This is a genomic window from Agromyces mediolanus (assembly GCF_044917495.1).
GTDB classification, from domain to species: Bacteria; Actinomycetota; Actinomycetes; order Actinomycetales; family Microbacteriaceae; genus Agromyces; species Agromyces mediolanus_B.
The window spans coordinates 52,385-78,005 of record NZ_JAVSSI010000006.1 but is presented as its reverse complement, the minus strand read 5'-3'; the positions used below and the strand labels follow the sequence as shown (position 1 = coordinate 78,005).

Here is a 25,621-nt window from a genome sequence, read left to right as displayed (position 1 = left end):
CGGACATGGCCACCCTGGCGACATCGATCGACCCGGCATCCGCGCGTGCGACCGCGAACGCCGCGGCCCACGCCGCGCTCGCGACCGAGCTGCGCGAACGGCTCGCGCGCGCGGCCCTCGGCGGTCCCGAGGCGTCCCGCGAGCGCCATGTCGCGCGAGGCAAGCTGTTGCCCCGTGCGCGGGTGGAGCGCCTCCTCGACGAGCGCAGCCCCTTCCTCGAGCTCGCGCCGCTCGCCGCCGACGGCCTCTACGGCGACGACTCGCCGGGCGCCGGACTCATCACAGGCATCGGCCTCGTGCACGGTCGCCCGGTGATGGTCGTCTGCAACGACGCAACCGTGAAGGGCGGCACGTACTACCCGATGACGGTGAAGAAGCACCTCCGCGCCCAGGAGGTCGCCCTCGAGCACCGCCTGCCCTGCATCTCCCTCGTCGACTCCGGCGGCGCCTTCCTGCCGATGCAGGACGAGGTGTTCCCCGACCGGGAGCACTTCGGCCGCATCTTCTACAACCAGGCGACGATGTCCGCCCGCGGCATCCCGCAGCTCGCCGCCGTGCTCGGCTCCTGCACCGCGGGCGGCGCCTACGTGCCCGCGATGAGCGACGAGACGGTCATCGTCCGCGAGCAGGGCACGATCTTCCTCGGCGGACCGCCGCTCGTGAAAGCCGCCATCGGCGAGGTCGTCACGCCCGAGGAGCTCGGCGGCGGCGAGCTGCACGCCCGCGCCTCCGGCGTCGTCGACCACCTCGCCGAGGACGACGAGCACGCCCTCGAACTCGTCCGCGACATGGTCGCGACCCTGGCCCCGCCCGCCGAGCGCGCCTGGACGGTGCGCGCGCCGCGGCCGCCGCTCGTCGACCCCGCCGGCCTCACCGCGGCGGTGCCCGTCGACGTGCAGCAGCCCTACGACGTGCGCGAGGTCATCGCGAGGCTCGTCGACGGCAGCGAGTTCGCCGAGTTCAAGCACGAGTACGGCGACACGCTCGTCACCGGCTTCGCCCACCTCGACGGGCACCCGATCGGCATCGTCGCGAACAACGGGGTGCTCTTCAGCGAGTCGGCGCTGAAGGGGGCGCACTTCATCGAGCTCTGCGACCAGCGCGGCATCCCCCTCGTCTTCCTGCAGAACATCTCCGGCTTCATGGTCGGGCGCGATGCCGAGGCCGGCGGCATCGCGAAGGACGGCGCGAAGATGGTCACCGCGGTCGCCACGACCCGCGTGCCGAAGTTCACGGTCGTCATCGGCGGCTCGTTCGGCGCCGGCAACTACTCGATGTGCGGGCGCGCCTACTCGCCCCGCTTCCTCTGGATGTGGCCGAACGCCCGCATCTCCGTGATGGGCGGGGAGCAGGCCTCCTCCGTCCTCGCCACCGTGAAGCGCGACCAGCTCGCCGCGCGCGGCGAGGACTGGCCCGAGGCCGAGGAGGCGGCCTTCCGCGCCCCGATCCGGGCGCAGTACGAGGAGCAGGGCAGCCCGTACCACTCGACCGCGCGGCTCTGGGACGACGGCATCATCGAGCCGGGCGACACCCGCACCGTGCTCGCCCTCGCGCTCGAGCTCGCAAGCCGCACGCCGCTGCCCGAACCCCGCTTCGGCCTGTTCAGGATGTGACCGCGATGACCGATCAGCAGCTCCGACGCCCCGCGGGCCTGCGCCCCTTCGACCGGGTGCTCGTCGCCAACCGCGGCGAGATCGCCGTGCGCGTCATCCGCACCCTGCAGCGGCTCGGCATCGACGCCGTCGCCGTGTACTCCGACGCCGACCGCGACGCCCCGCACGTCGCCCTCGCCGACCGCGCCGTGCGGATCGGCCCCGCGCCCGCCGCGGACAGCTACCTCGACCCCGAGCGCCTCGTGCGCGCCGCGGTCGAGAGCGGCGCCGAGGCCGTGCACCCGGGCTACGGCTTCCTCTCCGAGCACGCGGGCTTCGCGCGCGCCTGCGCCGACGCGGGCCTCGTCTTCATCGGCCCCGGGGAGCGGGCGCTCGACGTCATGGGCGACAAGATCCGGGCGAAGCAGCACGTCGCCGCGAACGGCGTGCCGGTCGTTCCCGGCGTCGCCGACCCGTCGCTCGACGACGACGCGCTCCTCGACGCCGCCGAGTCGGTGGGGTATCCGATCCTCGTGAAGCCCTCCGCCGGCGGCGGCGGCAAGGGCATGCAGCTCGCCCGCGACCGCCGCGAACTCGCCGAGGCGCTGCCCGCCGCGCGTCGCGTCGCGGCCGCGGCGTTCGGCGACGACACGCTGCTCCTCGAGCGCTTCATCGAACGGCCGCGCCACATCGAGGTCCAGGTGCTCGCGGATGCCCACGGCGCCGTCGTGCACCTCGGCGAGCGCGAGTGCTCGCTGCAGCGCCGCCACCAGAAGGTGATCGAGGAGGCGCCGTCGGTGCTCATCGACGAGCGGACGCGCGAACGCATCGGCCGTGCCGCCTGCGAGGCGGCGCGGAGCGTGGACTACCGCGGCGCCGGCACCGTCGAGTTCCTGGTCTCGGATGCCGCCCCCGGCGAGTTCTTCTTCATCGAGATGAACACGAGGCTCCAGGTCGAGCATCCGGTGACGGAGCTCGTGACCGGGGTCGATCTCGTCGAGCAGCAGCTGCGGATCGCCGCGGGGGAGCCCCTCGCGCTCGAGCAGGCCGGGCTCCGGCTCGACGGGCACGCCATCGAGGCCCGGCTCTACGCCGAACGGCCGGCCGACGGCTTCCTGCCCTCGACCGGGCCCGTGCTCGCGTGGCACCCGCCGACCGGGGACGGCGTCCGCGTCGATGCCGGTCTGCGCACCGGGCAGGAGATCACCGCCCACTACGACCCCATGCTCGCGAAGCTCGTCGCCTGGGGGCCCGACCGCCCGACCGCCCTCGCCCGGCTGCGAGCCGCGATCGACGAGGCCGTGGTGCTCGGCGTCGAGACGAACCTCGAGTACCTCGCCGCGCTGCTCGACGACCCGGAGGTGCGCGCCGGCCGACTGCACACCGGGCTCATCGACGAACGGCCCGCGCCCGCCGCCGCGCCGCCGAGTCCGGCCGCGCTCGCCGCGGCCGTCGAGCTCGCGGAGTCCGAGGCGCTGGCGGATGCCGGTCCGGACGCGCACGCCTGGCAGCGGGAGCGGGGCTGGCGGATCGCCCGCGGCGGCCGCGACGCAGCCGCCCCGGCCCCCGGCCCGGCCGCCGCTCCGGATACCGCCGGCCCGCTCGCGGTGCGCGCCCCGGACGGTGCGGTCTGGGTGCACGCGGACGGCCGGGCGCAGCGCATCGTGCCGACGGACCGCCGCGCGGCCCTCGAGCTCCGGCTCGCCGCCGCCGAACGCGGGGGAGCCGCCGACCCGGTGCTCCGGGCGCCGATGCCCGGCACGGTCACGAGCGTGCTCGTCACGGACGGCGACGCGGTCGACGCGGGCGCCCCGATCCTCGCGATCGAGGCGATGAAGATGGAGCACCGCGTGACCGCCCCGCTGGCGGGCGTCGTGCGCCTCTCCGTCGAGCTGGGGGCGCAGGTGTCCCGCGACCAGCTCGTCGCCCGGGTCGAGCCGCACGAGGAGCCGGGCCACGACGGCCCCGAGGCGGCCGTCTCCGAGGCATCCGACGCCAAGGCATCCGACTCCGCAGCATCCGGCCCCGCCGACTCCGGCGGCGCCGACCCCACGGCCCAGACGGCCACGACCACCGACGAGCAAGGAGCACCGCAGTGGACTACCAGTTGAGCGACGAGGAGCAGGCGCTCTTCGACCGGGTCAAGGACTTCGCCGACACCGTCGTCGCGCCGGCCGCGTACGAGTACGACACGAAGCGCCGACTCCCGCTCGAGATCATCGCCCAGATGGGCGAACTCGGCCTCTTCGCCCTGCCGTTCCCCGAATCGGTGGGCGGACTCGGCAAGTCGTACTTCCAGCTCTGCCTCGCGGTCGAGGCGCTCGGCCGCGTCGACCAGTCGATCGGCGTGACGCTCGAGGCGGGCGTCGGACTCGGCGTCATGCCGATCTACCGCAACGGCACGCCCGAGCAGCACGCCGAGTTCCTGCCCGATCTCATCGCCGGCCGGGCGCTCGCCGGCTTCGGGCTCACCGAGGCGAGCGCGGGATCCGACGCGGGGGCGACGCAGACGACCGCCGTGCTCGACGGCGACGAGTGGGTGATCAACGGCTCGAAGCAGTTCATCACGAACTCGGGCACGCCGATCACGAAGCTCGTCACGATCACCGCGGTCACCGGTGAGCGAGAGCTGCCGGACGGCACGGTGAAGAAGGAGCTCAGCTGCATCATCGTGCCGAACGGCACCCCCGGCTTCACGGTCGAGGAGGGCTACGACAAGGTCGGCTGGCACACGAGCGACACCCACCCGCTGACGCTCCGGGACGTGCGGGTGCCCGCCGGCAACCTCCTCGGCGAACGGGGGCGCGGCTACGCGAACTTCCTGCAGCGGCTCGACGAGGGCCGCATCGCCTTCGCCGCGCTCGCGACGGGCGCCGCCCAGGGCTGCCTCGAGGAGGCCGTGCGGTACGCGAAGCGCCGGGTGGTGTTCGGTCACGAGATCGGGCGGAACCAGCACATCGCGTTCAAGATCGCGAAGATGCAGGCCCGGGTGCACCAGGCGCGGCTCGCCTGGCACGACGCCGCACGCAAGATGGATGCCGGCCTGCCCTTCAAGATGGAGGCGTCGATCGCGAAGATGGTGTGCGGGGAGGCGGCGATGGACAACGCGCGGGACGCGACGCAGATCTTCGGCGGCTACGGCTTCATGAACGAGAACCCGGTCGCCCGCCACTACCGCGACTCGAAGATCCTCGAGATCGGCGAGGGGACCACCGAGGTGCAGCTGATGATCATCACGAGGGAGCTCGGGCTCGTGGCCTGAGCGGCGAGGAGACCGCCATGACGGATGCCGGGACCGGACCGGCCGCGATGCGCGAGGTCGTGCAGCGCGGGCTGTGGTTCGAGGAGTTCGAGGAGGGGGTGCGCTACGTGCACCGCCCGGGTCGCACCGTGACCGAGGCGGACAACGTGCTGTTCACGACGCTCACGATGAACCCGCAGCCGCTGCACCTCGATCGGGCGTTCGCCGCGACGCAGCCGTTCGGGCGGGTGCTCGTGAACTCGATGTTCACGCTGTCGACGCTCGTGGGGCAGTCGGTCGCGCAGCTGACGCTCGGGACGCTCGTGGCGAATCTCGGGTTCGGGGAGATCGCGTTCCCGGCGCCGGTCTTCGTCGGCGACACGCTCTCGGGCGAGAGCACGGTCGAGGCGAAGCGCCTGTCGTCCTCGCGCCCGGGCGAGGGCGTCGTCACGCTCCGGCACGTCGCACGGAACCAGGACGGCGTCGTCGTGGCCCGCTGCACGCGGAGCATGCTGGTGTGGACGCGGGAGGCGGGGGAGCGGGCCGCGCTGGGCGGGGCGGGATCGTGAGCGCCGGATTCCGATTCGGCCCGGCCCTCCTCTTCTGCCCGGCCGACCGGCCCGACCGCTACCGGAAGGCGCTGGAGCGGTCCGATGCCGTCATCCTCGACCTCGAGGACGCCGTCGCGCCCGCGTCGAAGCCGGCGGCGCGGCGGTCGCTCGTCGAGCACCCCATCGATCCCGAACGGGTCGTCGTCCGGCTGAACCCGGCCTCGAGCGGCGAGCTCGCGGCCGATCTCGAGGCGCTCCGGCAGACCGCTTACCGCACCGTCATGCTCGCGAAGTGCGAGGGCACCGCGGATCTCGTCGGGCTCGGCGAGCTCGAGGTGATCGCGCTCTGCGAGACCGCCCGCGGGGTGCTCGCGGCGGGCGAACTGGCGGCGCTCGCGCCCGTCATCGCGCTGATGTGGGGTGCGGAGGACCTGCTCGCCTCGCTCGGTGGCACCTCGAGCAGGTTCCCCGACGGGCGGTACCGCGACGTCGCGAGGCACGCCAGGTCCCAGGTGCGCCTCGCGGCGGCCGCGCACGGCGTCGCCGCCGTCGACGCCGTGCACCTCGACCTCGACGACGAGGCGGGGCTCCGGGCGGAGGCGGAGGACGCGGTCGCGCTCGGATTCGAGGCGACGGCCTGCGTGCATCCGCGGCAGGTCGATGTCGTCCGCGCGGCATACCGACCGGATCCGGGGACGCTCGCGCGGGCCCGCGAGGTGCTCGCCGCGGCGGCCGGGGAGCCCGGTGTGTTCGCCTTCGACGGTGCGATGGTGGATGCCCCGCTCCTCCGGCAGGCGGAGGCCGTCGTGCGCCGCGCGGGAGGTTCGCCAACGATTCGGTAACGCTTCGGCGCGCATTCACGTCGAGTGGTATCCCCGCCCCGTACGCTCGGAAACGATCCTGGGGAGGAGGAGCGGTGGCGCGGCACACGATGGCGAGAGACGACCTGCGAACGGTCGAGGCGGTCGAGATCGATCTCGACGCCGAGGTCCTCGCCGAGCCCACCGAAGCGACAGGCGGTCGTCTGATCGAATCGAATCCCGTCTCCGGTCCCATCCGCGTCCCGCGGAAAGCGACGCTCGGCGACACCGGCATCGCTGTGCACCCCCTGGCCCTCGGCGGCAGCGTGTTCGGGTGGACGCTCTCCCACGAGGCGTCCTTCGACGTCCTCGACCGCTTCGCCGCCCTCGGCGGCGAGCTCATCGACACGGCCGACGCCTACGCCTCCGGCCGGAGCGAGCAGATCATCGGCGCCTGGCTCGCCGACCGCGGTCTGCGCGAGCGGATGACGGTGATGACGAAGGCGGGTCGGCACCCCGAGCACCGCGGGCTCTCGCCGCGGTCCCTCCAGGGCGCGGTGGATGCCTCGCTCGCGCGGCTCGGCACGGAGCGCATCGACGTGCTGTTCTTCCACGGCGAAGACCCGGAGGTCCCGCTGGAGGAGAGCCTCGGCGCGGTCGACCGGCTCATCGCCGCCGGCAAGGTGCGCTCGATCGGCGCGTCCGACTTCTCGCCCGAGCGGCTGATCGAAGCGCGGGTGCTCGCGGCCAACGGACTGCCGCGGTTCCAGCTGGTGACGACGGCCTACAACCTGATGGACCGCCGCGGTTTCGAGGGCGCCCCCGAGCTCGTGGCGCATGCTCAGGGCCTCGCCGTGCTGCCGTACTTCGCGCTCGCCGGCGGCTTCCTCGGCGGTCGGGTGCGTCGTCGCACCGATCTCCGCCACGACGCCCGTGGTGCGCGGCTCGCGCGGCACCTCGGCCGTCGCGGGCACCGGGTGCTCGCCGCCCTCGACGACATCGCCGAGGAGCACGGCGTGACGCCCGCCGCGATCGCCGTCGCCTGGCTGCAGTCGCGGTCGACGGTCGCGGCCCCGGTCGCCGGCGTGTCGCACCCCGAGCAGGTCGACGGGCTCATCGCCGCGGCATCCGTGCAGCTGCAGCGATCCGAGCTCGTCGAACTCGATCGCGCCTCGGCCTGACGCGCGCCGCGCCCGACGCGGGTCGTCCGACGCGCACCGTGCCCGGCGTGCGGCTCGCCGGCCGCCCGGACGGGGGCGACCCACCTCCGGGGGACGTGGCTTAGGCTGTTCGGGATGAACGGCGCTGTCGACCTCCCTCTCGGCCTGGCCGAGCTCTCCTTCCGGGCGGCCGGGGAGTCGCTCGTCCGGCGCAGCGTCCTCCCCTCCGGCGTCCGGGTGCTGAGCGAACAGGTGCCGGGGGCGCGCAGCGCCACGATCGGCTTCTGGGTCGCCGTCGGCTCGCGCGACGAGCAGCCGACCGGTGCCGGGCATCCCGCCACCTACGGCTCCACGCACTTCCTCGAGCACCTGCTCTTCAAGGGCACCGCCGGGCGCAGCGCGCTCGACATCGCGGTCTCCTTCGACGCCGTGGGCGGCGAGCACAACGCGCTCACCGCGAAGGAGCACACCTGCTACTACGCCAAGGTGCAGGACCGCGACCTGCCGATGGCCGTCGAGGTGCTCGCCGACATGTTCACCTCCTCGCTGCTCGACGCGGACGAGTTCGAGACCGAGCGCGGCGTCATCCTCGAGGAGCTCGCGATGGCGGGGGATGACCCGGCCGACGTCGCGGGCGAGCGCTTCTTCTCCGCGGTGCTCGGCGAGCACCCGCTCGGCCGCCCCATCGGCGGCACCCCCGAGACGATCCGTGCGGCCGCTCGCGACGCCGTATGGGAGCACTACCGCGCCAACTACCGTCCGCAGGACCTCGTGGTCACGGTCGCCGGCGCCGTCGACCACGACGAGCTCGTGCGGCTGCTGGAGGCCGCGCTCTCCGCCGCGGGCTGGCGCATGGACGAACCGGGCGTTCCCGTCCCGCGCCGGGCGGCCGCCGCGGCGCCGCTCGAACGCGGCCCCGAGCTCACCGTCGTCGAGCGCCCGATCGAGCAGGTCAACCTCCTCGTCGGCGTGCCCGGACTCGTCGCCTCCGACGAGCGCCGTCCGGCGATGAGCGTGCTGAACGCGATCTTCGGCTCCGGCATGAGCTCCCGGCTGTTCCAGGAGGTGCGCGAGCGCCGCGGGCTCGCCTACTCGGTGTACTCTTTCGCGCCCGCGTACTCCGATGCGGGGCTCTTCGGCATGTACGCCGGCTGCGCACCGCAGAAGGCGGGCACGGTCACGGCGCTGCTCCGCAGCGAGCTCGAGCGCCTCGCCGAGCACGGGGTGACGCCGGAGGAGCTCGGCCGCGCCGCGGGGCAGCTCGGCGGCGCCTCGGCGCTCGCCCTCGAAGACTCCGACACGCGCATGTCGCGTCTCGGTCGTGCCGAGCTCACGCTCGGCGAGTTCCAGGATCTCGATGAGGCGCTCCGTCGCATCGCACTCGTCACCGTCGACGATGTGCGGGCGCTCGCAGCCAACCTCGTCTCGCGGCCGTTCTCGGTCGTCGCCGTTGGGGCGACCGACGACGCCGCCCTCAGCGGAGCGGCCGACGCCGTCTCCGCGACCAGCGTCGCCTGAGCGCGGCATCCGATCGACGACAGGGAATCGAAACCTCGTGGCACACCACCTCTACCTCGTACGCCATGGCGAGCAGCTCGACGCCGAGCACGGCATGCCGGACGGCCCGCTCTCACCGCGCGGGCGCCGGCAGGCGGAGCTCCTCGCCGAGCGCCTCGGGGGCATCCCCTTCGACGCGGCCTGGCACTCGCCGCTGCAGCGGGCGGCCGAGACGGCGGAGATCGTCGCCGCGAAGCTCCCCGCGGTCACCCCGGAGCCGTCCGCACTGCTGTTCGACTGCATCCCCTCGGGGCCGGCCCCCGAGACCCCCTCGGCGTACGCGCCGTTCTTCGGCGGGGTGACCGACGCCGAGATCGAGGCGGGGAGCGCGCAGATGGCGGACGCCGTCGCCGAGTTCCTGCGCTCGCACCGCGACGACCGGCACGAGCTGCTGATCACCCACAACTTCGTCATCGCGTGGTTCGTGCGCGAGGTGCTCGGCGCCCCCGACTGGCGCTGGGTCTCCATCAACCAGGCGAACTGCGGCCTCACGGTGCTCACCCAGAAGCCCGGCCGGCCCTGGAGCCTCGTCGTGCACAACGACCTCTCGCACCTGCCGCCCGAGCTGCGCACCGGACTGCCCGAGCCGTACGCGCTCTGAGCGCCTCAGCCGAGGCGCTTGCCGAACCAGTCCGTCGCGTTCGGGTTCGCGTTGTACGGCTCGATCGGGGTGAAGCCGCTCGCACGGTAGAGCCCGCCGGCGGCCTCGAGGCTCCGGTTCGTGTCGAGCACCAGCTCCTGCGCACCGAGCTCGCGGGCCCGTCGTTCGAGCGCGTCGAGGAGGCGTCGCCCCTCGCCGCCGCCGCGCGCCGCCGGGGCGAGCCAGAGATGCTTGACCTCGAAGCGCACGAGCTGCTCGGGCTCGGGGGAGCGCTGGATGCGCCGCACCCCGCCGCAGCCGACCGCACGCCCGTCCCCGTCGACGACGAGGAGGAACGCCCCGGCGGGCGCGGCGAACTGCGCCGGGTCCGGGAACGTCGGGCGGTACTCGCCCTGCTCCGGCGGGAACCCCGCGGCGCGCTCGTCGAAGTACGCCGTGAGCATGGTCTGCGCGTCGTCGTCGGCGACGTCGACCTCTCGGTGCTGCAGCATGGGCCAAGCCTACGGCCGGCACGGCGAGGGCGCCCGCGGTCGGGCGGCCTCGCCGCGGGCCGAGCGCGCGGCCCGCGATAGGCTGGCCGGGTGACGATACGGGTCGCGGTGGCCGGAGCCACCGGCAAGATGGGACAGCTCGCGACGAGGCTCATCGAGGCCGCCGACGACCTCGAACTGCACGCCGGGCTCGACTCGCGCACCCCGCTCGGGGCGCTCGACGGCGCCGATGTCGTGCTCGACGTCACCCACCCCGCCGCGAGCGCGGCGATCGTCGAGCACGCGGTGCGCGGCGGCATCCCCGTCGTCGTCGGCACCTCCGGCTGGTCGGCCGACCGCATCGCCGGCGTCGAACGGCTCGTGCGCGACACCGACGGCTCCCGCGCCGTGCTCTTCGTCCCCAACTTCTCGATCGGCAGCGTGCTCGGCACGGCGTTCGCCGCCCTCGCGGCCCCCTTCTTCGAGACCATCGAGGTCGTCGAGGCGCACCACGCCGGCAAGGTCGACTCGCCGTCGGGCACCGCGGTGCGCACCGCGGAGCTCATGGGTGAGGCCCGGGCCGCTGCAGGCGAGCCGCCCGTCGCCGCGCCCCACGTCGACCAGCGGGCGCGCGGGCAGCTCGTGGCCGGCATCCCGGTGCACAGCCTCCGCATGACGGGACTGCTCGCCGAGCAGCGCGTCCTCCTCGGCGGCGACGGCGAGACGCTGCAGATCAGCCACTCGACGCTCTCGGCGAGCTCCTACGAGGCCGGGATCCTGCTCGCCCTCCGCCGGGCGCCCGAGGCGGACGGCGTGAGCGTCGGTCTCGACGCCCTGCTCGACCTCGGGCTGAGCGGCCGATGAGCGTCCGCGTCGGCGCCGTCGTCATGTCGGTGCTGCTCGCCGTGTACCTCGTGCTCGTCGGCTGGCGCGCCGTGCAGTTCATCGGCACGGGCGAGCCGATCGCCGTCGCGATCGGCGTGGCGCTGCTCGTGCTGCCGATCATCGGCGCCTGGGCGCTCTGGCGCGAAGTGCTCTTCGGCGTCCGCTCGCAGGCGCTCATGACGACGCTCGCGGAAGAGGGCGGCACCGAGCTCGGGCTGCCGGTGCTGCCGAGCGGGCGCCCGCAGCGGCAGGCGGCCACGGAGCGCTTCGACGAGTTCCGGGTCGCGGCCGAGGCCGAGCCGGATTCGTGGCGCGCCTGGCTGCGACTCGGACTCGTTTACGACGCCGCGGGCGACCGCAGGCGTGCGCGGCAGGCGGTGCGGCGCGCGATCGAGCTGTCGCGCTCCTGAGGGCGGGCCGCCACGACGCGGCGCAGTCCGTGGTGCGGTCCGCGGCGCGGCGCGGCCTCGACGCTCAGCGCTCGACGGCGAGCATCGCGTCGAGTGCGGTCTCCACCGAGGGCCGGCTGAAGCGGAACCCGTCGTCGAGGAGCCGTTGGGGCACCGCCGCCTGGTCGGCGAGGAGCAGCTCGTCGGCCGCGACGCCGAGGCCGAGCCGGATGAGCGGAGCCGGAGCCGCGAGGAAGTACGGCCGGTGCATGCGGGTCGCGAGCGCGGCGAGCACGTGGTCCGCGGTCGCCGGTGCGGGCCCGACGAGGTTCACCGGGCCGTCGAGCTCGGAGTCGAGCAGATGCAGCATCGCATCGATCTCGTCGTCGAGCGCGATCCAGGGCCAGTGCTGGCGTCCGGAGCCGAGCCGCGCGGAGAGTCCGGCCCGGGTGAGCGCCGCCATCCGGCGCATCGCGCCGCCCCGGCCGACGACGATGCCCGAGCGGAGAAGCACGGTGCGGGTCCCGCTCGGGGCGCGGAGCGCCTCCTGCTCCCAGACCGCCACCACCTCGGCGAGGAAGCCCTCGCCGGGCGCGGCTGATTCGTCGAGCGTCTCGCCGGGCCGGTCGCCGTAGGCGCCGACGGCGGAGGCGTTCAGCAGTACCGCGGGCGGGGCCGCGGCCTGTCGCATCCCCTCGACGAGGGTGCGGGTCGCAGCGACTCGGGACGCGACGATCTCGGCCCGGTAGCGGCGGGTCCACGGCAACCTGGCGAGCGAGGCGCCCGAGAGGTTCACGACGGCGTCGGCCCGGTCGAGCTCGGCGAGGTCGACGTCACCGCGATCGGGCGCCCACGAGGACTCGTCGGGCGCCGCCGCCGGCCGCCGCACGAGCCGCACGACCTCGTGGCCCGCCGCCCGCGCGCGGGCGACGAGCTCGGTGCCGAGGAAGCCGGACGCACCGGCGACGAGCACCCGCATGATCAGGCGAGCTCGGCCTCGATGGTGATCGGGATGCCGGCGAGCGCCTGCGAGATCGGGCAGTTCTTCTTCGCATCCTCGGCGAAGGTCTGGAAGTCGGCCTCGCTGAGCCCCGGAACCCGCGCGCTCACGAGCAGGTGGCTGCCGAGCACGCCCTTGCCGGCCTCGAAGGTCACCGCGGCGGTGGTCTGGATGCTCTCGGGCTCGTGCCCCGCGCCCGAGAGCGCGTGCGAGAGCGCCATCGAGAAGCACGAGGAGTGCGCGGCCGCGAGGAGCTCCTCGGGGGTGGTCGTCGCGTCCGCGCCCTCGGAGCGGGCGCGCCAGTTCACGTTGAACTCGGCGAGCTTCGACGAGTCGAGACGGACGCTGCCGGAGCCGGCGACGAGGCTCCCGTTCCAGACGGTGGTGGATTCGCTCGTGACGGCCATGGGGTCCTCCTCTTCGCGCCGGGGATCCGGCGTCCGTTCGGTGCGCCGGGCGACCCCGCGGCGCTGGCGCGAGCCGTGGAGGCCCTCGCCGGGTGCGTCGTCGTGGTGCCCGCCGGTGCTCGTCTTCGAGCCGCTCCCCAGCCTAGCGAAGCGATCCCGCGAGCGGACGGCTCGGACGGATGACTCCGGCCCGGATGAGCAGGAGGTAGAGCTGGCAGCCGAGGCAGAAGCCGAACGCGGCGTTCAGGAACGCGGCGAGGAACGCCGCCGCGGCGGCGATCGGCACGGCGAGCGGGAGGCCGAGCGCCCCGAGCACGACCCCGACCCCGGCGACGACGAAGCCGACGCCCTGGGCGAAGGTCGGCGGCCGCGGGTCCTCGAGCTCCGTCGGCGGCCCGGGGCGGGGACGCACCAGACGCCGGTAGAGGAAGCCGAACGGATGCCTCGCCACGCCCGCGAGCGCGCCCCAGGCGAAGAGCAGCGCGAGCGCGGCGAGCAGCAGCCACGCGGCGAGCTCGGCCCCGGCGATTCCGAGCACGACCGAGACGAGCAGCAGGGCGGCGGTGATCGCGGCGCTGAACCGGGGGCCGCGGGGGTCGATCGCGGCGGGGTCAGATCGTGGCACGGGTCCTCCTGGTGAGCGAGTCGACGAGCTCGGCGAGCTCGGTCATGCGGGGCGGGCCGCCGATCCGGGCGACGGTGCGGCCGGCCCCGTCGATCACGAGCGTCGTCGGGGTCTGCAGCACGGAGTGGCGGGCCGCGAGCTCCGGATCGTCGGTGAGGTCGATCTCGACGTGGCGCACGCCGGGGGAGTCGGCCGCGAGCGCTCCGAGCTGCCGGGCGGTGCCCGGGCAGCGGCTGCAGAACGCGGTCGAGAACTGCACGAGGGTCGCGTCCGCGCCGAACGCGTCGGCGTCGAGGCGGAGCGTTGCGGCGGCGGACGCGAGGCCCGCGTCAGTGGCATCCGTCGACTGCGCGCTCACGGCGGAGACCGAGGCATCCGCCCGGCCGCCGGCGGTCCGGACGATCCGGCCCGATCGGGCGCGCAGCGCGAGCCCGATCGCCGTCGCGGCGCCGACGAGGGCGAGGGCGACGAGAAGGGCCGTGGTCCACTGCATGCGGCGATGCTAGGCGCGGCGGATGCCTCCCGCGAGCATGTGACGGCGGGTGACGCCGGATGACGTCGCGCGGGCCAGCGCGGCACGGCCGCGACGTCGGCGGGCGGGGCTAGCATCGAGGGGTGGCAGCTGCGATCCCGACCCCGTACGAAGACCTGCTCCGCGATGCGCTCGAGCACGGCACGCACAAGTCCGATCGCACCGGCACGGGCACGACGAGCGTGTTCGGCCGGCAGATCCGCTTCGACCTCTCCCAGGGATTCCCGCTCATCACGACGAAGCGCGTGCACTTCAAGTCGATCGCGTACGAGCTGCTGTGGTTCCTCCGCGGCGACTCGAACGTGCGCTGGCTGCAGGAGCACGGGGTCTCCATCTGGGACGAGTGGGCCGACGCCGAGGGCGAGCTCGGTCCCGTCTACGGCGTGCAGTGGCGCTCCTGGCCGACGCCGGGCGGCGAGCACATCGACCAGATCGCCCAGGTGATCGAGCAGATCCGGCAGACCCCCGACTCGCGGCGGCTCATCGTGTCGGCGTGGAACCCGGCCGACATCCCCGACATGGCGCTCGCGCCGTGCCACGCGCTGTTCCAGTTCTACGTCGCCGACGGCAAGCTGTCGTGCCAGCTCTACCAGCGCAGCGCCGACCTCTTCCTCGGCGTGCCGTTCAACATCGCCTCGTACGCGCTGCTCACCCTGATGGTGGCCCAGCAGACCGGTCTCGAGCCGGGCGACTTCGTCTGGACGGGCGGCGACTGCCACATCTACGACAATCACCTCGAGCAGGTGCGGCTCCAGCTGGAGCGCGAGCCCTACCCGGCGCCGACGCTGCGGCTCGCCCGGAAGCCCGAGTCGATCCTCGACTACGAGTACGACGACTTCGTCGTCGAGGGCTACGAGCACCACCCCGCGATCCGCGGCGCGGTCGCGGTATGAGCGACGCCTCGGCGCCGCCCGCGGTCCGCATCGGGCTCGTCTGGGCCGAGGCGCACGGCGGCGTGATCGGCGCGGGCGGCGGCATGCCCTGGCACGTGCCGGAAGACCTCGCGCACTTCAAGGCCGTCACGCTCGGCGCACCGGTCGTCATGGGCCGCAAGACGTGGGACTCGCTGCCCGAACCGTTCCGTCCGCTGCCCGGGCGCGCGAACCTCGTCGTCACCCGGCAGGCGGAATGGTCGGCCGAGGGTGCGCAGCGCGCCGCCTCGCTCGAGGAGGCGCTCGCGCTCGCCGCGTCGGGTGCGAGCGTGGGGGCGGCGGATGCCTCGGCCGAGGCCGGGCGGGTGTGGGTCATCGGCGGCGGCGAGCTGTTCCGGGAAGCGGTGCTGCTCGCCGATCGCCTCGAGGTGACCGAGCTCGACCTCGAGGTGCCGGGCGACGCCTTCGCCCCGGCGCGCGGACCGGAGTGGCGGCTCGAGGCGGTCGACCCCGACCCCGTCGATCCCGAAGCCGCCGATCCCGAGGCCGCCGAGCGCGTCGCCGAGTCGAGCTGGCACACCTCTCGCACCGGCATCCGCTACCGCTTCCTCAGCTACGCGCGCTGACCAGCCCGCGCCTGCCTGCCGCGTCCGGATCCCGGCCCTCCCACCTACCCACCCACCACCCACCCACCCGCCTGCGAGTTGCACGACGATCCGTGCGGCACGCCGCCTCGGGCCGGCGCGCCGGAACATCCGCCGTGCAACTGGCCGAGCACGGCAGCACCACTGCCCAGCGCGGGGGCGGCTGTCGCTCCTCCTCATCAACCGGCGATCCGCTGCCCCAGTCCACAGATCTCGGAGTCGATCGAGCGGGCAACGGGAATCCCGCGACGCTGTGGGTATGCCCATCGCCGCCACCCTCGTCCGGCGTCGGTGCGCGTCCTCGGGCGGGGTCGCGCGCACGAGCGAGCTCGCCGCGGCCGGCATCGACCGGTACTCGCTCGCGCTCGCGGTCGCCGCCGGTGAGGTCGTCCGGCTCCGGGAGGGCGTCTACGCCGTTCCCGAGCTCCCGCTGCCGGTGCAGACCGCGGTGCGGCATGGCGGCGCGCTCGGATGCCTCAGCCGTGTCCACGCCGCCGGGCTGTGGGTGCTCGCGGCGCCCGACGTCGTGCACGTGTCGATGCCGCGCACGGGCCGGCGGCGGCGCCATGAGGGGTGCCGATGCCGCACGCACTGGAGCCGCGAATCGACGACGGAGCCGCGCGCGACACTCGAGGAGGCACTCGTTCAGCTGCACGGCTGCCGCGGAGCGGAGGAGTTCTTCGTCGCCCTCGAATCGGCGATGCGGAAGCGCTTCCTGACGAGGAAGCGAGTGCTGGCGCTTCGGGCCCGGATCCCGGCCAGGCATCGATGGCTCGTCGACTTCGCGCGCTGGAACGCCGACAGCGGTCTCGAGTCGTTGCTCCGTCTTCGACTCCGCGGGCTCGGCCTCGAGCTCCGTTCGCAGGTCTGGGTGCCCGGGGTCGGGCGGGTCGACTTCGTGCTCGGCGACCGGCTGATCCTGGAGGCCGATGGGAAGGCGAACCACGTCGACGAGTTCCGTCCGTCGCCCGGATCCGGCTCGATGGCCGTGTCGAAGCGTCACAAGGACCTCGCCCGCGACGCCGCGGCGGCGGCGCTCGGCTTCGAGACCCTCCGCTTCGACTACGCGCTGATCGTTCATGACTGGCCGACGGTGGCGGCCGCAATTCTCGCCCGCATCGAACGCGGCACGCACGTCCGTGGTCGAGTCGCACGATGATCCCGACGGCGCGCCAGGTCGCACGGCGCGTCGCGCGGTTCGTCGTGCAACGTGCACGGGGAGGGATGACGTGAGCGGGAGAGCGGGGGAGGGATGACGAGAGCAGGAGAGCCGGGGAGGGATGACGAGAGCGGGAGAGCCGGGGAGGGATGACGACAGCGGGAGAGCGGGGAGGTTCGGCGGCCCCGCAACGGATCGTCGATGAGGGCCGCGGGGCGCAACGGATCGTCGTGCGGTGCGCAGAACCGATAGCCTGGAGGGCGTGACTCAGGAAAACCCCTTCGGACAGGTGCTCGTCGCGCTCGTCACGCCCATGACGGCGGACGGCGAAGTCGATTGGCCCGGGGTCGAGAAGCACATCGACGACCTCATCTCGAACGGTGCCGACGGCATCGTCGTCACGGGCACGACGGGGGAGACCTCCACGCTCACCGACCCCGAGAAGCTGCGGCTCGTCGAGGTCGGCAAGTCGGTCGCCGCGGGGCGGGCGAAGATCATCACCGGCGGCGGGTCGAACGAGACCGCCCACGCCATCGAGCTGTACCAGCACAGCGAGAAGGCCGGCGCCGACGGCATCATGATCGTCACGCCGTACTACAACAAGCCGACGCAGGCCGGCATCCTCACGCACTTCCGCATGGTCGCCGACGCGACCGATCTGCCGGTGATCCTCTACGACATCCCCGGCCGCACGGGCGTGCCGATCAAGTACGAGACGATCCTGCGCCTCGCGAAGCACCCGAACATCCTCGCCGTGAAGGACGCCAAGGGCGACTTCAGCGAGGTCAGCCGGGTGCTGAACCAGACCGACCTCATGTACTTCTCCGGCGACGACGCGAACGTGCTGCCGCACCTCGCGATCGGCGCGACCGGGCTCATCGGCGTCACCGCGAACATCGCCCCGGCCCCGTACCGGGCCATCGTCGACGCCGTGAACCGCGGCGACCTGACGGCGGCGACGGCCGAGCACCAGCGGCTCGAGCCGCTCGTGCGCGCGACGATGACCCACGTGCCCGGCACGGTCGCGGCGAAGTACATCCTGCACGGCCTCGGCCGCATCGGCAGCCCGCGCGTGCGCCTGCCGCTCGTCGGACCCGAGGAGTGGGAGGCCGCCCTCATCGAGGACGAGCTCGCGCTCGTCCAGGGCGTGCCCGGCGCCGACTTCCACAACTTCCGGCCCGACCGCAACGCCGCCGCGGGCGGCGCGCTGCCGAAGATCGCCGGCACCACGCGCTGAACGGCGCACCGAGACATCCGCTGGGCCGCGCGGCCCGCACCGTCAACTGAACATCAACACGAAGGAGGGCCTATGCCCGACGTCTTTGAACCCGCCACGCTCGAGGCGGGCACGCTGCGCGTGATCCCGATCGGCGGCCTCGGCGAGGTCGGCCGCAACATGACGAGCTTCGAGATCGACGGCAAGATCCTGATCGTCGACTGCGGCGTGCTCTTCCCGGAGGAGCACCAGCCCGGCGTCGACCTGATCCTGCCCGACTTCGGCTTCCTCGAGGACCGCCTCGGCGACGTCGTCGGCGTCGTGCTCACCCACGGTCACGAGGACCACATCGGCGCGGTGCCGTACCTCCTGAAGCGCCGCGCGGACATCCCGCTCATCGGCTCGACGCTGACGCTCGCGCTCGTGGAGGCGAAGCTCAAGGAGCACCGCATCCAGCCGTACAGCCTGACGGTGCGCGAGGGGCAGCGCGAGACGCTCGGCCCCTTCGACCTCGAGTTCGTCGCGGTGAACCACTCCATCCCCGACGCCCTGGCCGTCGCGATCAAGACCCGCGCCGGCAGCGCCCTCGCCACGGGCGACTTCAAGATGGACCAGCTCCCGCTCGACGGCCGGCTCACCGACCTCCGCGACTTCGCGCGGCTCGGCGAGGAGGGCATCGACCTGTTCCTCGTCGACTCGACGAACGCGGATGTCCCGGGCTTCACGCCGCTCGAGCGCGAGATCGGGCCTGTCCTCGACCAGGTGATCTCCCGGGCCACGAAGAAGGTCGTGGTCGCGAGCTTCTCGAGCCACGTGCACCGCGTTCAGCAGGTGCTCGACGCCGCCCACGCGAACGGGCGCCGGGTGGCGCTCCTCGGTCGCAGCATGGTGCGCAACATGACGATCGCCGCCGAGCTCGGCTACCTGAAGGTGCCCGACGGCGTGCTCGTCGACTACAAGAAGGCCGGCGACATCCCCGACGAGCAGATCGTCTACATGTCGACCGGGTCGCAGGGCGAGCCGATGGCCGTGCTCAGCCGCATGGCGAGCCGCGACCACCAGATCGAGATCGAGGAGGGCGACACCGTCATCCTCGCCTCGAGCCTCATCCCGGGCAACGAGAACGCCGTGTACCGCGTGATCGACGGGCTCACGAAGCTCGGCGCGAACGTCGTGCACAAGGGCAACGCCCGGGTGCACGTCTCGGGCCACGCGGCCGCCGGCGAGCTGCTGTACTGCTACAACATCCTGAAGCCGCGCAACGTGCTGCCGATCCACGGCGAGTACCGGCACCTCGTCGCGAACGCGAAGCTCGCGCGCGACACGGGCATCCCGGAGCGCAACACCTTCATCGGCGAGAACGGCACCGTCTTCGATCTGAAGGACGGCGAGGTGCGCGTCACCGGTCAGCTCGACCTCGGCTTCGTGTACGTCGACGGCTCGACGGTCGGCGAGATCACCGACGCCGACCTGAAGGACCGTCGCATCCTCGGCGAGGAGGGGTTCATCTCCGTCATCGTCGTCATCGACGCCGCGACGGGTCGGGTCATCTCGGGGCCGGAGATCCACGCGCGCGGCTTCGCGGAGGACGACGCCGTGTTCGAGGACGTGAAGCCCAAGATCGTCGGGGCGCTCGCGGATGCCGCGCAGAACGGTGTGCGGGACGCCTACGCGTTCCAGCAGATCGTCCGTCGGACGCTCGGCACCTGGGTGAACCGGCGTCTGCGCCGGCGCCCGATGCTCGTTCCCCTCGTGATCGAGGCCTGAGCGCCGATCCACCCCGCTCCTCGCACCGCCCGCGGCTCCGGCCCGGGCGGTGCGCGGCGTTTCCGGGCGCGCGACTGGCGTGCTGGGGGCATTCGAGTGGCGCGTCCGCGACAGAAGTGGCGCGCCCGCGACCGCAGGCTCGGGGTTTTCCCCGATTCATCCCCGAGACGTATGAAGCGGAGCCGATTCACCCCATAGGGTGGTCCAGTGCCCGGGGGCCGGGCCGAACGATTGGGGTGGCGTGGGCGTCTGGCGCAAGTGGATCTTTCCGATCATCCGAGTGGTGCTCGTCGCAGTCGTCGCGGTCGCGCTCGTGAAGCTCGCGTTCTTCCCGGACCGGGCCGAGGACGACTCGGCGCTCGAGCCGGGCGGGAGCCTCACCCAGCCCGAGGTGGTCGTCGCGACGGGCACGATCACGAACGACCTCGTGCTGAGCGGCACGGTCAACGCCGATGCCGCGGTGACCGTGAAGGCGACCGGCACCGGCACCGTCGACGAGATCTTCATCGGCGCGGGCAGCAAGGTCGCGAAGGGCGACAAGATCTTCGACATCAAGGTCGAGGACCCGCCGGCGATGGTCGAGGAACCCGGTCCTGACGGGCAGCCGATGACCGTGCCCGCCGAACCCACCTATCACTTCGAGAAGGTCTTCGCTCCGGCGAACGGCGTCCTCTCCTCGCTCGACGTCATCGAGGGGCAGCCGGTCACGACCGGGGCTGCCGCGGGCAAGGTCGCTCCGCCGTCGTTCAACGTCACGGCGACGCTCACGCCGGAGCAGCAGTACCGGCTCATGCAGCAGCCGAGCGAGGCGACGGTCGCCATCACCGGCGGCCCGGCGCCGTTCACCTGCACCGGACTCACCATCGGCACGCCGCTCGCCGGGGGCGGCGACGGCGGCGGCGAGGACGGCGGCGGCCAGAGCGACGGCACCGCGACCGCGGCGACCGTGCGCTGCGCGGTGCCCGGCGATGTGCGGGTGTTCCCGGGCCTCGCGGCCGAGGTGACGATCCAGGCCGGCACGGCCGAGAACGTCCTGATCATCCCCACGACCGCGGTGAAGGGCGGGGCGGAGACCGGCGTCGTCTGGGTCGTGGATGCCGACGGCGCGCAGACCGAGCGGAGCGTCAAGCTGGGTCTCAGCGACGGCACCCAGGTGGCCGTCGCGGAGGGGCTCGCGGAGGGCGACACGATCCTCGAGTTCGTGCCGGGCGCTCCGGCCGTGCCCCCGGGCATGGAGGGCTGCGAGCTGCTGCCCGACGGCAGCGAGGTGTGCCTCGGATGAGGCTCGTCGAAGCCATCGACGTCGGGCGCACCGTCCAGATCCCCGACGCCGATCCCCTCACGATCCTCCGGGGTGTCGATCTCACGGTCGAGGCGGGGGAGCGGGTGTCCATCGTCGGGCGGAGCGGCTCCGGCAAATCGACCCTGCTGAACCTCCTCGGGCTCATCGACAGCCCCACGGAGGGCGAGCTGCGCATCCTCGGCGAGGATGCCGCGCGACTCCGCGGCGCGCGGCGCGATCGGCTTCGCGGCCGGGAGATCGGCTTCGTCTTCCAGCAGTTCAACCTGCTGCCGGGGCGCACGGCGATCGAGAACGTGCAGACGCCGCTCCTCTACGCGGGTGGTTCCTCGTTCTGGCGTCGCGAACGGATCGCCCGCGAGATGCTCGAACGGGTCGGGCTGGGCGAGCGCACGGACGCGAGGCCCGAGCGGCTCTCGGGCGGCGAGCAGCAGCGCGTGGCGATCGCCCGCGCCCTCGTCCGCCGGCCCCGGCTCATCCTCGCCGACGAGCCCACCGGCGCGCTCGACCTGGAGACAGGCGGCACGGTGATGGAGCTGATCGAGGAGGTCGCGGGGGAGACCGACGCCGCGCTCGTCACGATCACGCACGATCCGGCGATCGCCAGGCGGGCCGACCGCCACCTGCGTCTGAGCGCCGGGCGGCTCGTGCCGCTCGACGAGCCGGTTCCGGCGGGGAGCGCCGCATGAACGCGCTCGCACGGCTCGGCACGGGGTTCGTCAGCGCCGTCGTCGAGGCGATGGAGGAGCTGCGCATCCACCGCGGTCGGGTGCTGCTCTCGCTCGTCGGCGTCGCGGTGGCGGTCTGCGCGCTCGCGACCGTCGTCGGCGCGGGCGCCGTGGCCGAGCAGGGGGTGCGCGAGTCGTCCGAGCGCGGCGGCGGCCGGGCCGCGACGGCGACGTTCAACGTCAACGCGTCGACCCCGCCCGACGCCGAGCGGCTCGACACCGCCTGGCAGGAGGTCCTCGAACGCTACGGCGTCGCCTACGGCACGCGACTCGCGTACGGCGAGATCACCGTGCAGTTCACCGACGGCGCCCTGCCGGTGCCCGTGCAGGCGGTCGACCCGGCGTACGGCACGATCCACCGCGTCCGCATCAGCGAGGGCGCCTGGTTCGCCGATGGCGACGCCCAGCGGCTCGCACCCGCCGTCGTCATCAGCGAGGCGTTCTGGGATCGCATCGGCCGGCCGCCGCTCGCCTCGCATCCGACGATCGAGCTCCTCGGAGAGGGGAGCCGCACGGCCGTCGTCGTCGGGGTCACGCCGAGGAACGGCGAGTGGGACACGGAGCCGAGCGCCTACATCCTCTCGGACGCCTACGCCGCCCTCCCGCAGTCCGGCTCCGGCTCGTCGATGATGGGCGGGATGCCGCCGAGCTTCGAGGCGTGGATCGACCAGAACCAGGCGGACCCCATCATCGAGGCGATCCGGCGTGATTTCGCCGCCGCGCTCGGAGAGGGCGTCCAGGTCGACGGCTACCGCACCGACTACGCGGCGTTCGGCGAGGACCCGCTCCTCTTCGTGAAGCTCCTCGTGGTGGGCGTCGCCGTCGTGATCCTCCTGCTCGGCGCACTCGGGCTCGTGAACATCGCCCTCGTGACGGTCCGCACCCGGATCCGGGAGATCGGCATCCGCCGCACCTTCGGCGCGACGAGCGGCCGGGTGTTCTTCGCGGTCATGATGGAGAGCGTCGTCGGCACCTTCGTCGCGGGCGTCGTGGGCGTCGGCGTGGCCATCCTCCTGGTTCGGAGCCCGCTCATGACGATGCTGCTCGGCGGCGGCGAGCTCCAGGATCTCCCCGGCTTCCCCGTCGAGGCCGCGGTGATCGGTCTCGGCTCGGCCGTCCTCGTCGGCGCGCTCGCCGGGCTGCTGCCCGCGTTCGCGGCGGTCCGGGTGCGGGTCATCGATGCGATCCGGTTCTGAGCGTGCCCAGGCGGATCCGGAACATTCCCGCGCTGCTGCCCGCCGGTGACGGCGGGCGGCCGTAGCCTGGTGGGCATGGCAACGAGCACGAAGTCGACGGGCCGTGCCTCGGGTACCTCGACCCGCGGCGCCGCGCGCACCGCGCCGACCAAGAAGCTGCCCGCCGCGACGGCCAAGCAGACGAAGACGGCGCAGGCGAAGGCCCCCGCCGAGGGACCCAATCTGCTCGTGCGCGCCTGGATGGGGCTCGCCCACCTCGCCGGCGGGGCGGCGCGCGCCCTCGGCCCCGAGACCCTCCAAAAGGAGGAGCGCCGAGACGGGCTGCCCTTCTTCCTCGTGCTGCTCGCGATCGCCGGTGCGGTGATCGAGTGGTTCCTCATCAACGACCCGGTGGCGCAGACCCTCGATGCCTGGAGCTTCGGCGCCCTGTTCGGCCGGGTCGCGTTCGCGCTCCCCGTCGTCATGCTGCTGTTCGCGGTCTGGCTGTTCCGCCACCCGAGCTCGGTGCACGACAACACCCGCATCGGCATCGGGCTCGGCCTGCTGCTCGTCACGGTGTCGGCGCTCTGCCACATCTTCGGCGGGCAGCCCGAGCCGAGCGAGGGAATGGCGGTGCTCGCGAAAGCGGGCGGCGTGCTCGGCTGGATGCTGGCGCAGCCCCTCGTCTTCCTGATCACGCCCATCGGCGCCACCGCCGTCGTGATCCTGCTGCTGCTGCTCGCGCTGCTCATCATGACGAAGACGCCGCCGAACCGAATCGGCGCACGGTTCCGCGAGCTCTACGCGTGGCTCTTCGGCGCGCCGGAGGCGGCGCAGGAGGCGGAGCCCGAGGCGAAGCCGAGCCGCCGCAAGAAGGAGCGCAGCGAACCGGTCGAGCTCGACGGGCTCGATGACGACGACGACGAGTCGAGCGCCGGCGGACTCGTGCCGTGGTGGCGGCGCAACAGCTCCAACCGCGAGGAGGACCCGAGCTTCGAACCGCCCGGCGTCGACGGGCTGACCGAGGTGTTCGGCCCGGGGTCCGCTGCGGGCAGCTTCGAGTCGGCGATCGAGGGCGAGGGCGGCTACGGGGCCGAGGTGCTCGGCGAGCTCGAACGGGCGGAATCCGCCGTCGCGCGGTTCACCGGCGAGGTGCCGCACGGCGGCACCGGCCTCCGCGGCGACGACGCCGGGGCGACCGCCGTCCTCGAGCCGCTCGCCGGCCTCGACGAGGAGCCCGGCGACGTGCAGCCGGGGCTCGTGCCCGATGCCGGTGCCGAGCCGCAGCCCGACCGTCCCTACCACCTCCCGGCCTCCTCGACGCTCGCCGCGGGCGCGCCCGCGAAGACCCGTTCGCAGGCGAACGACGACGTGGTCCGCGCGATCACCGGCGTGCTCGAGCAGTTCTCGGTCGACGCGAAGGTCACCGGGTTCTCCCGCGGCCCGACCGTGACGCAGTACGAGATCGAGCTCGGTCCGGGCGTCAAGGTCGAACGGGTCACCGCCCTCTCGAAGAACCTGTCCTACGCGGTCGCCTCGAACGAGGTCCGCATCCTCTCGCCGATCCCCGGCAAGAGCGCCATCGGCGTCGAGATCCCGAACGCCGACCGCGAGATCGTGACGCTCGGCGATGTGCTGCGTGCGCCCGCCGCGGCGAACGCGAAGCACCCGATGACGATCGGCGTCGGCAAGGACGTCGGCGGCGGCTACGTCGTCGCGAACCTCGCGAAGATGCCGCACCTCCTCGTGGCCGGGTCGACCGGTTCGGGCAAGTCGAGCTTCGTGAACTCGATGATCACGAGCCTGCTGATGCGGGCGAAGCCGAGCGACGTGCGCATGGTGCTCATCGACCCGAAGCGCGTCGAGCTCGCTCCGTACGCCGGGGTCCCGCATCTCATCACCCCCATCATCACGAACCCGAAGAAGGCCGCCGAGGCGCTGCAGTGGGTCGTGAAGGAGATGGACATGCGGTACGACGACCTCGCGTCGTTCGGGTTCCGCCACATCGACGACTTCAACAAGGCCGTGGTGAACGACGAGATCGTCCTGCCGGCGGGCAGCGAGCGGGTGCTGAAGCCGTACCCCTACCTGCTGGTCGTCGTCGACGAGCTCGCCGACCTCATGATGGTCGCCCCGCGCGACGTCGAGGATTCGATCGTGCGCATCACCCAGCTCGCGCGCGCCTCCGGCATCCATCTCGTGCTCGCGACACAGCGACCCTCGGTCGACGTCGTCACCGGTCTGATCAAGGCGAACGTGCCGTCGCGGCTCGCGTTCGCGGTGACGAGCGTCACCGACTCGCGCGTCATCCTCGACCAGCCCGGCGCCGACAAGCTCATCGGCCAGGGCGACGGGCTCTTCCTGCCCATGGGGGCGTCGAAGGCGCTCCGCGTGCAGGGCGCCTGGGTGAGCGAGGCGGAGATCGAGCGCGTCGTCTCCCACGTGACCCGCCAGGCCCGGCCCGAGTACCGCCAGGACGTGCAGGCCGCGGTCGAGAAGAAGGAGATCGACTCCGACATCGGCGACGACCTCGAGCTGCTGCTCGCGGCCGCCGAGCTCGTGGTGTCGACGCAGTTCGGCTCGACGTCGATGCTCCAGCGCAAGCTCCGCGTGGGCTTCGCGAAGGCGGGCCGGCTTATGGATCTGCTCGAGTCCCGCGAGATCGTGGGGCCCTCGGAGGGGTCGAAGGCGCGCGACGTGCTCGTGACCGCCGAGCAGCTGCCCGGCGTGCTGGCGAAGCTCCGCGGCGAGCCGTCCGGTCCGGCCGCCTCCGCGCCGTCGGCGCAGCTCGCGGCCCCGGCCGCCGCTGCGGCGCAATCGCCGCAGCCGGTCGATGACCGCTACGACGACCCGGTCGGGCGCATCCCGGAGGGCCTCGAGGAGGTCGAGGCGAGCGACGACGAGGATGCCTGGGGCCTCACCGGACGCGACTGACCCGGTAGCCTTGGCC

The 25,621-nt window shown here is 73.1% G+C and carries 24 protein-coding genes; 19 read left to right on the top strand and 5 right to left on the bottom strand.

Going from position 1 to position 25,621, the window contains the following annotated elements:
• Window positions 1-5 precede the first annotated feature (5 nt).
• From ROT00_RS10480 to ROT00_RS10445, 8 genes are all read left to right on the top strand, one after another.
• Entirely contained in the window at window positions 6-1,613 is a 1,608-nt protein-coding gene (locus ROT00_RS10480) for a carboxyl transferase domain-containing protein (RefSeq protein WP_404774640.1), read from the top strand.
• A gap of 5 nt (window positions 1,614-1,618) precedes the next feature.
• A complete protein-coding gene (locus tag ROT00_RS10475; protein WP_404774639.1) occupies window positions 1,619-3,703 on the top strand; it encodes an acetyl/propionyl/methylcrotonyl-CoA carboxylase subunit alpha in 2,085 nt (694 codons plus the stop codon).
• Complete coding sequence (locus ROT00_RS10470; RefSeq protein WP_404774637.1) at window positions 3,688-4,854, top strand: acyl-CoA dehydrogenase family protein; 1,167 nt, start codon at window positions 3,688-3,690, stop codon at window positions 4,852-4,854. Before ROT00_RS10475 ends, ROT00_RS10470 begins: the two co-directional genes overlap by 16 nt.
• 17 nt (window positions 4,855-4,871) lie before the next feature.
• A complete protein-coding gene (locus tag ROT00_RS10465; RefSeq protein WP_404774636.1) occupies window positions 4,872-5,402 on the top strand; it encodes a MaoC family dehydratase in 531 nt (176 codons plus the stop codon).
• A complete protein-coding gene (locus ROT00_RS10460; RefSeq protein ID WP_404774635.1) occupies window positions 5,399-6,226 on the top strand; it encodes an HpcH/HpaI aldolase/citrate lyase family protein in 828 nt (275 codons plus the stop codon). The genes ROT00_RS10465 and ROT00_RS10460 overlap by 4 nt, the downstream gene beginning before the upstream one ends.
• Window positions 6,227-6,300: 74 nt before the next feature.
• The gene (locus ROT00_RS10455; protein WP_404774634.1) at window positions 6,301-7,365 is read left to right on the top strand and encodes an aldo/keto reductase; all 1,065 of its coding nucleotides are present in this window, start codon (window positions 6,301-6,303) and stop codon (window positions 7,363-7,365) included.
• A gap of 114 nt (window positions 7,366-7,479) precedes the next feature.
• The gene (locus tag ROT00_RS10450; protein ID WP_404774632.1) at window positions 7,480-8,862 is read left to right on the top strand and encodes a M16 family metallopeptidase; all 1,383 of its coding nucleotides are present in this window, start codon (window positions 7,480-7,482) and stop codon (window positions 8,860-8,862) included.
• A 37-nt stretch (window positions 8,863-8,899) separates the two neighbouring features.
• Entirely contained in the window at window positions 8,900-9,502 is a 603-nt protein-coding gene (locus tag ROT00_RS10445; RefSeq protein WP_404774630.1) for a histidine phosphatase family protein, read from the top strand.
• A gap of 5 nt (window positions 9,503-9,507) precedes the next feature.
• On the opposite strand, the gene ROT00_RS10440 is transcribed toward ROT00_RS10445, so the two are convergent.
• Window positions 9,508-9,993, bottom strand: a complete 486-nt coding sequence (locus ROT00_RS10440) for a GNAT family N-acetyltransferase (RefSeq protein WP_404774628.1) — start codon at window positions 9,991-9,993, stop codon at window positions 9,508-9,510.
• 90 nt (window positions 9,994-10,083) lie between these two features.
• On the opposite strand from ROT00_RS10440, the gene dapB reads away from it, so the two are divergent.
• Together dapB and ROT00_RS10430 are read left to right on the top strand one after the other, a co-directional pair.
• Complete coding sequence (dapB, locus tag ROT00_RS10435) at window positions 10,084-10,836, top strand: 4-hydroxy-tetrahydrodipicolinate reductase (protein WP_404774626.1); 753 nt, start codon at window positions 10,084-10,086, stop codon at window positions 10,834-10,836.
• Entirely contained in the window at window positions 10,833-11,267 is a 435-nt protein-coding gene (locus ROT00_RS10430; RefSeq protein ID WP_404774625.1) for a hypothetical protein, read from the top strand. The genes dapB and ROT00_RS10430 overlap by 4 nt, the downstream gene beginning before the upstream one ends.
• Window positions 11,268-11,331: 64 nt before the next feature.
• On the opposite strand, the gene ROT00_RS10425 is transcribed toward ROT00_RS10430, so the two are convergent.
• From ROT00_RS10425 to ROT00_RS10410, 4 genes are all read right to left on the bottom strand, one after another.
• On the bottom strand, window positions 11,332-12,225 hold the full coding sequence (locus ROT00_RS10425) for a TIGR01777 family oxidoreductase (protein ID WP_404774623.1): 894 nt from the start codon (window positions 12,223-12,225) through the stop codon (window positions 11,332-11,334).
• A gap of 2 nt (window positions 12,226-12,227) precedes the next feature.
• Complete coding sequence (locus ROT00_RS10420; protein ID WP_404774621.1) at window positions 12,228-12,653, bottom strand: OsmC family peroxiredoxin; 426 nt, start codon at window positions 12,651-12,653, stop codon at window positions 12,228-12,230.
• A gap of 142 nt (window positions 12,654-12,795) precedes the next feature.
• A complete protein-coding gene (locus ROT00_RS10415; RefSeq protein WP_404774620.1) occupies window positions 12,796-13,278 on the bottom strand; it encodes a DUF4395 domain-containing protein in 483 nt (160 codons plus the stop codon).
• Window positions 13,265-13,771 (bottom strand): TlpA family protein disulfide reductase, encoded by a 507-nt coding sequence (locus ROT00_RS10410; RefSeq protein ID WP_404774618.1) that lies wholly within the window; start codon window positions 13,769-13,771, stop codon window positions 13,265-13,267. Before ROT00_RS10410 ends, ROT00_RS10415 begins: the two co-directional genes overlap by 14 nt.
• Window positions 13,772-13,893: 122 nt before the next feature.
• Here ROT00_RS10410 and ROT00_RS10405 point away from each other — a divergent pair, with 122 nt between their 5' ends.
• The 9 genes from ROT00_RS10405 (at window position 13,894) to ROT00_RS10365 (ending at window position 25,605) form a co-directional block, all read left to right on the top strand.
• Complete coding sequence (locus ROT00_RS10405) at window positions 13,894-14,703, top strand: thymidylate synthase (RefSeq protein ID WP_404774616.1); 810 nt, start codon at window positions 13,894-13,896, stop codon at window positions 14,701-14,703.
• Entirely contained in the window at window positions 14,700-15,308 is a 609-nt protein-coding gene (locus tag ROT00_RS10400) for a dihydrofolate reductase (protein WP_404774614.1), read from the top strand. The genes ROT00_RS10405 and ROT00_RS10400 overlap by 4 nt, the downstream gene beginning before the upstream one ends.
• A 277-nt stretch (window positions 15,309-15,585) precedes the next feature.
• Complete coding sequence (locus ROT00_RS10395) at window positions 15,586-16,485, top strand: type IV toxin-antitoxin system AbiEi family antitoxin domain-containing protein (protein WP_404774612.1); 900 nt, start codon at window positions 15,586-15,588, stop codon at window positions 16,483-16,485.
• 262 nt (window positions 16,486-16,747) lie between these two features.
• Window positions 16,748-17,722: a 4-hydroxy-tetrahydrodipicolinate synthase gene (gene dapA, locus ROT00_RS10390; protein ID WP_404774610.1), complete on the top strand. Its 975-nt coding sequence runs from the start codon at window positions 16,748-16,750 to the stop codon at window positions 17,720-17,722.
• Window positions 17,723-17,794: 72 nt separating this feature from the next.
• Window positions 17,795-19,468: a ribonuclease J gene (locus ROT00_RS10385; protein WP_404774608.1), complete on the top strand. Its 1,674-nt coding sequence runs from the start codon at window positions 17,795-17,797 to the stop codon at window positions 19,466-19,468.
• Between the two features lie 280 nt (window positions 19,469-19,748).
• Window positions 19,749-20,750, top strand: a complete 1,002-nt coding sequence (locus tag ROT00_RS10380) for an efflux RND transporter periplasmic adaptor subunit (RefSeq protein WP_404774606.1) — start codon at window positions 19,749-19,751, stop codon at window positions 20,748-20,750.
• Complete coding sequence (locus tag ROT00_RS10375; protein ID WP_404774604.1) at window positions 20,747-21,457, top strand: ABC transporter ATP-binding protein; 711 nt, start codon at window positions 20,747-20,749, stop codon at window positions 21,455-21,457. Before ROT00_RS10380 ends, ROT00_RS10375 begins: the two co-directional genes overlap by 4 nt.
• Window positions 21,454-22,692: an ABC transporter permease gene (locus ROT00_RS10370; protein ID WP_404774602.1), complete on the top strand. Its 1,239-nt coding sequence runs from the start codon at window positions 21,454-21,456 to the stop codon at window positions 22,690-22,692. Before ROT00_RS10375 ends, ROT00_RS10370 begins: the two co-directional genes overlap by 4 nt.
• 75 nt (window positions 22,693-22,767) lie before the next feature.
• Window positions 22,768-25,605: an FtsK/SpoIIIE family DNA translocase gene (locus ROT00_RS10365; RefSeq protein WP_404774600.1), complete on the top strand. Its 2,838-nt coding sequence runs from the start codon at window positions 22,768-22,770 to the stop codon at window positions 25,603-25,605.
• Window positions 25,606-25,621 lie beyond the last annotated feature (16 nt).

What these genes read in the sequence shown, in the direction of transcription:
- ROT00_RS10385 (WP_404774608.1), top strand. Translation starts at nt 17,795, where the DNA reads ATGCCCGACGTCTTTGAACCCGCCACGCTCGAGGCGGGCACGCTGCGC.
- ROT00_RS10450 (WP_404774632.1), top strand. Translation starts at nt 7,480, where the DNA reads ATGAACGGCGCTGTCGACCTCCCTCTCGGCCTGGCCGAGCTCTCCTTC.
- ROT00_RS10420 (WP_404774621.1), bottom strand. Translation starts at nt 12,653, where the DNA reads ATGGCCGTCACGAGCGAATCCACCACCGTCTGGAACGGGAGCCTCGTC.
- ROT00_RS10365 (WP_404774600.1), top strand. Translation starts at nt 22,768, where the DNA reads ATGGCAACGAGCACGAAGTCGACGGGCCGTGCCTCGGGTACCTCGACC.
- ROT00_RS10465 (WP_404774636.1), top strand. Translation starts at nt 4,872, where the DNA reads ATGACGGATGCCGGGACCGGACCGGCCGCGATGCGCGAGGTCGTGCAG.
- ROT00_RS10440 (WP_404774628.1), bottom strand. Translation starts at nt 9,993, where the DNA reads ATGCTGCAGCACCGAGAGGTCGACGTCGCCGACGACGACGCGCAGACC.
- ROT00_RS10425 (WP_404774623.1), bottom strand. Translation starts at nt 12,225, where the DNA reads ATGCGGGTGCTCGTCGCCGGTGCGTCCGGCTTCCTCGGCACCGAGCTC.
- ROT00_RS10400 (WP_404774614.1), top strand. Translation starts at nt 14,700, where the DNA reads ATGAGCGACGCCTCGGCGCCGCCCGCGGTCCGCATCGGGCTCGTCTGG.
- ROT00_RS10410 (WP_404774618.1), bottom strand. Translation starts at nt 13,771, where the DNA reads ATGCAGTGGACCACGGCCCTTCTCGTCGCCCTCGCCCTCGTCGGCGCC.
- ROT00_RS10370 (WP_404774602.1), top strand. Translation starts at nt 21,454, where the DNA reads ATGAACGCGCTCGCACGGCTCGGCACGGGGTTCGTCAGCGCCGTCGTC.
- ROT00_RS10480 (WP_404774640.1), top strand. Translation starts at nt 6, where the DNA reads ATGGCCACCCTGGCGACATCGATCGACCCGGCATCCGCGCGTGCGACC.
- ROT00_RS10475 (WP_404774639.1), top strand. Translation starts at nt 1,619, where the DNA reads ATGACCGATCAGCAGCTCCGACGCCCCGCGGGCCTGCGCCCCTTCGAC.
- ROT00_RS10375 (WP_404774604.1), top strand. Translation starts at nt 20,747, where the DNA reads ATGAGGCTCGTCGAAGCCATCGACGTCGGGCGCACCGTCCAGATCCCC.
- ROT00_RS10430 (WP_404774625.1), top strand. Translation starts at nt 10,833, where the DNA reads ATGAGCGTCCGCGTCGGCGCCGTCGTCATGTCGGTGCTGCTCGCCGTG.
- ROT00_RS10395 (WP_404774612.1), top strand. Translation starts at nt 15,586, where the DNA reads ATGCCCATCGCCGCCACCCTCGTCCGGCGTCGGTGCGCGTCCTCGGGC.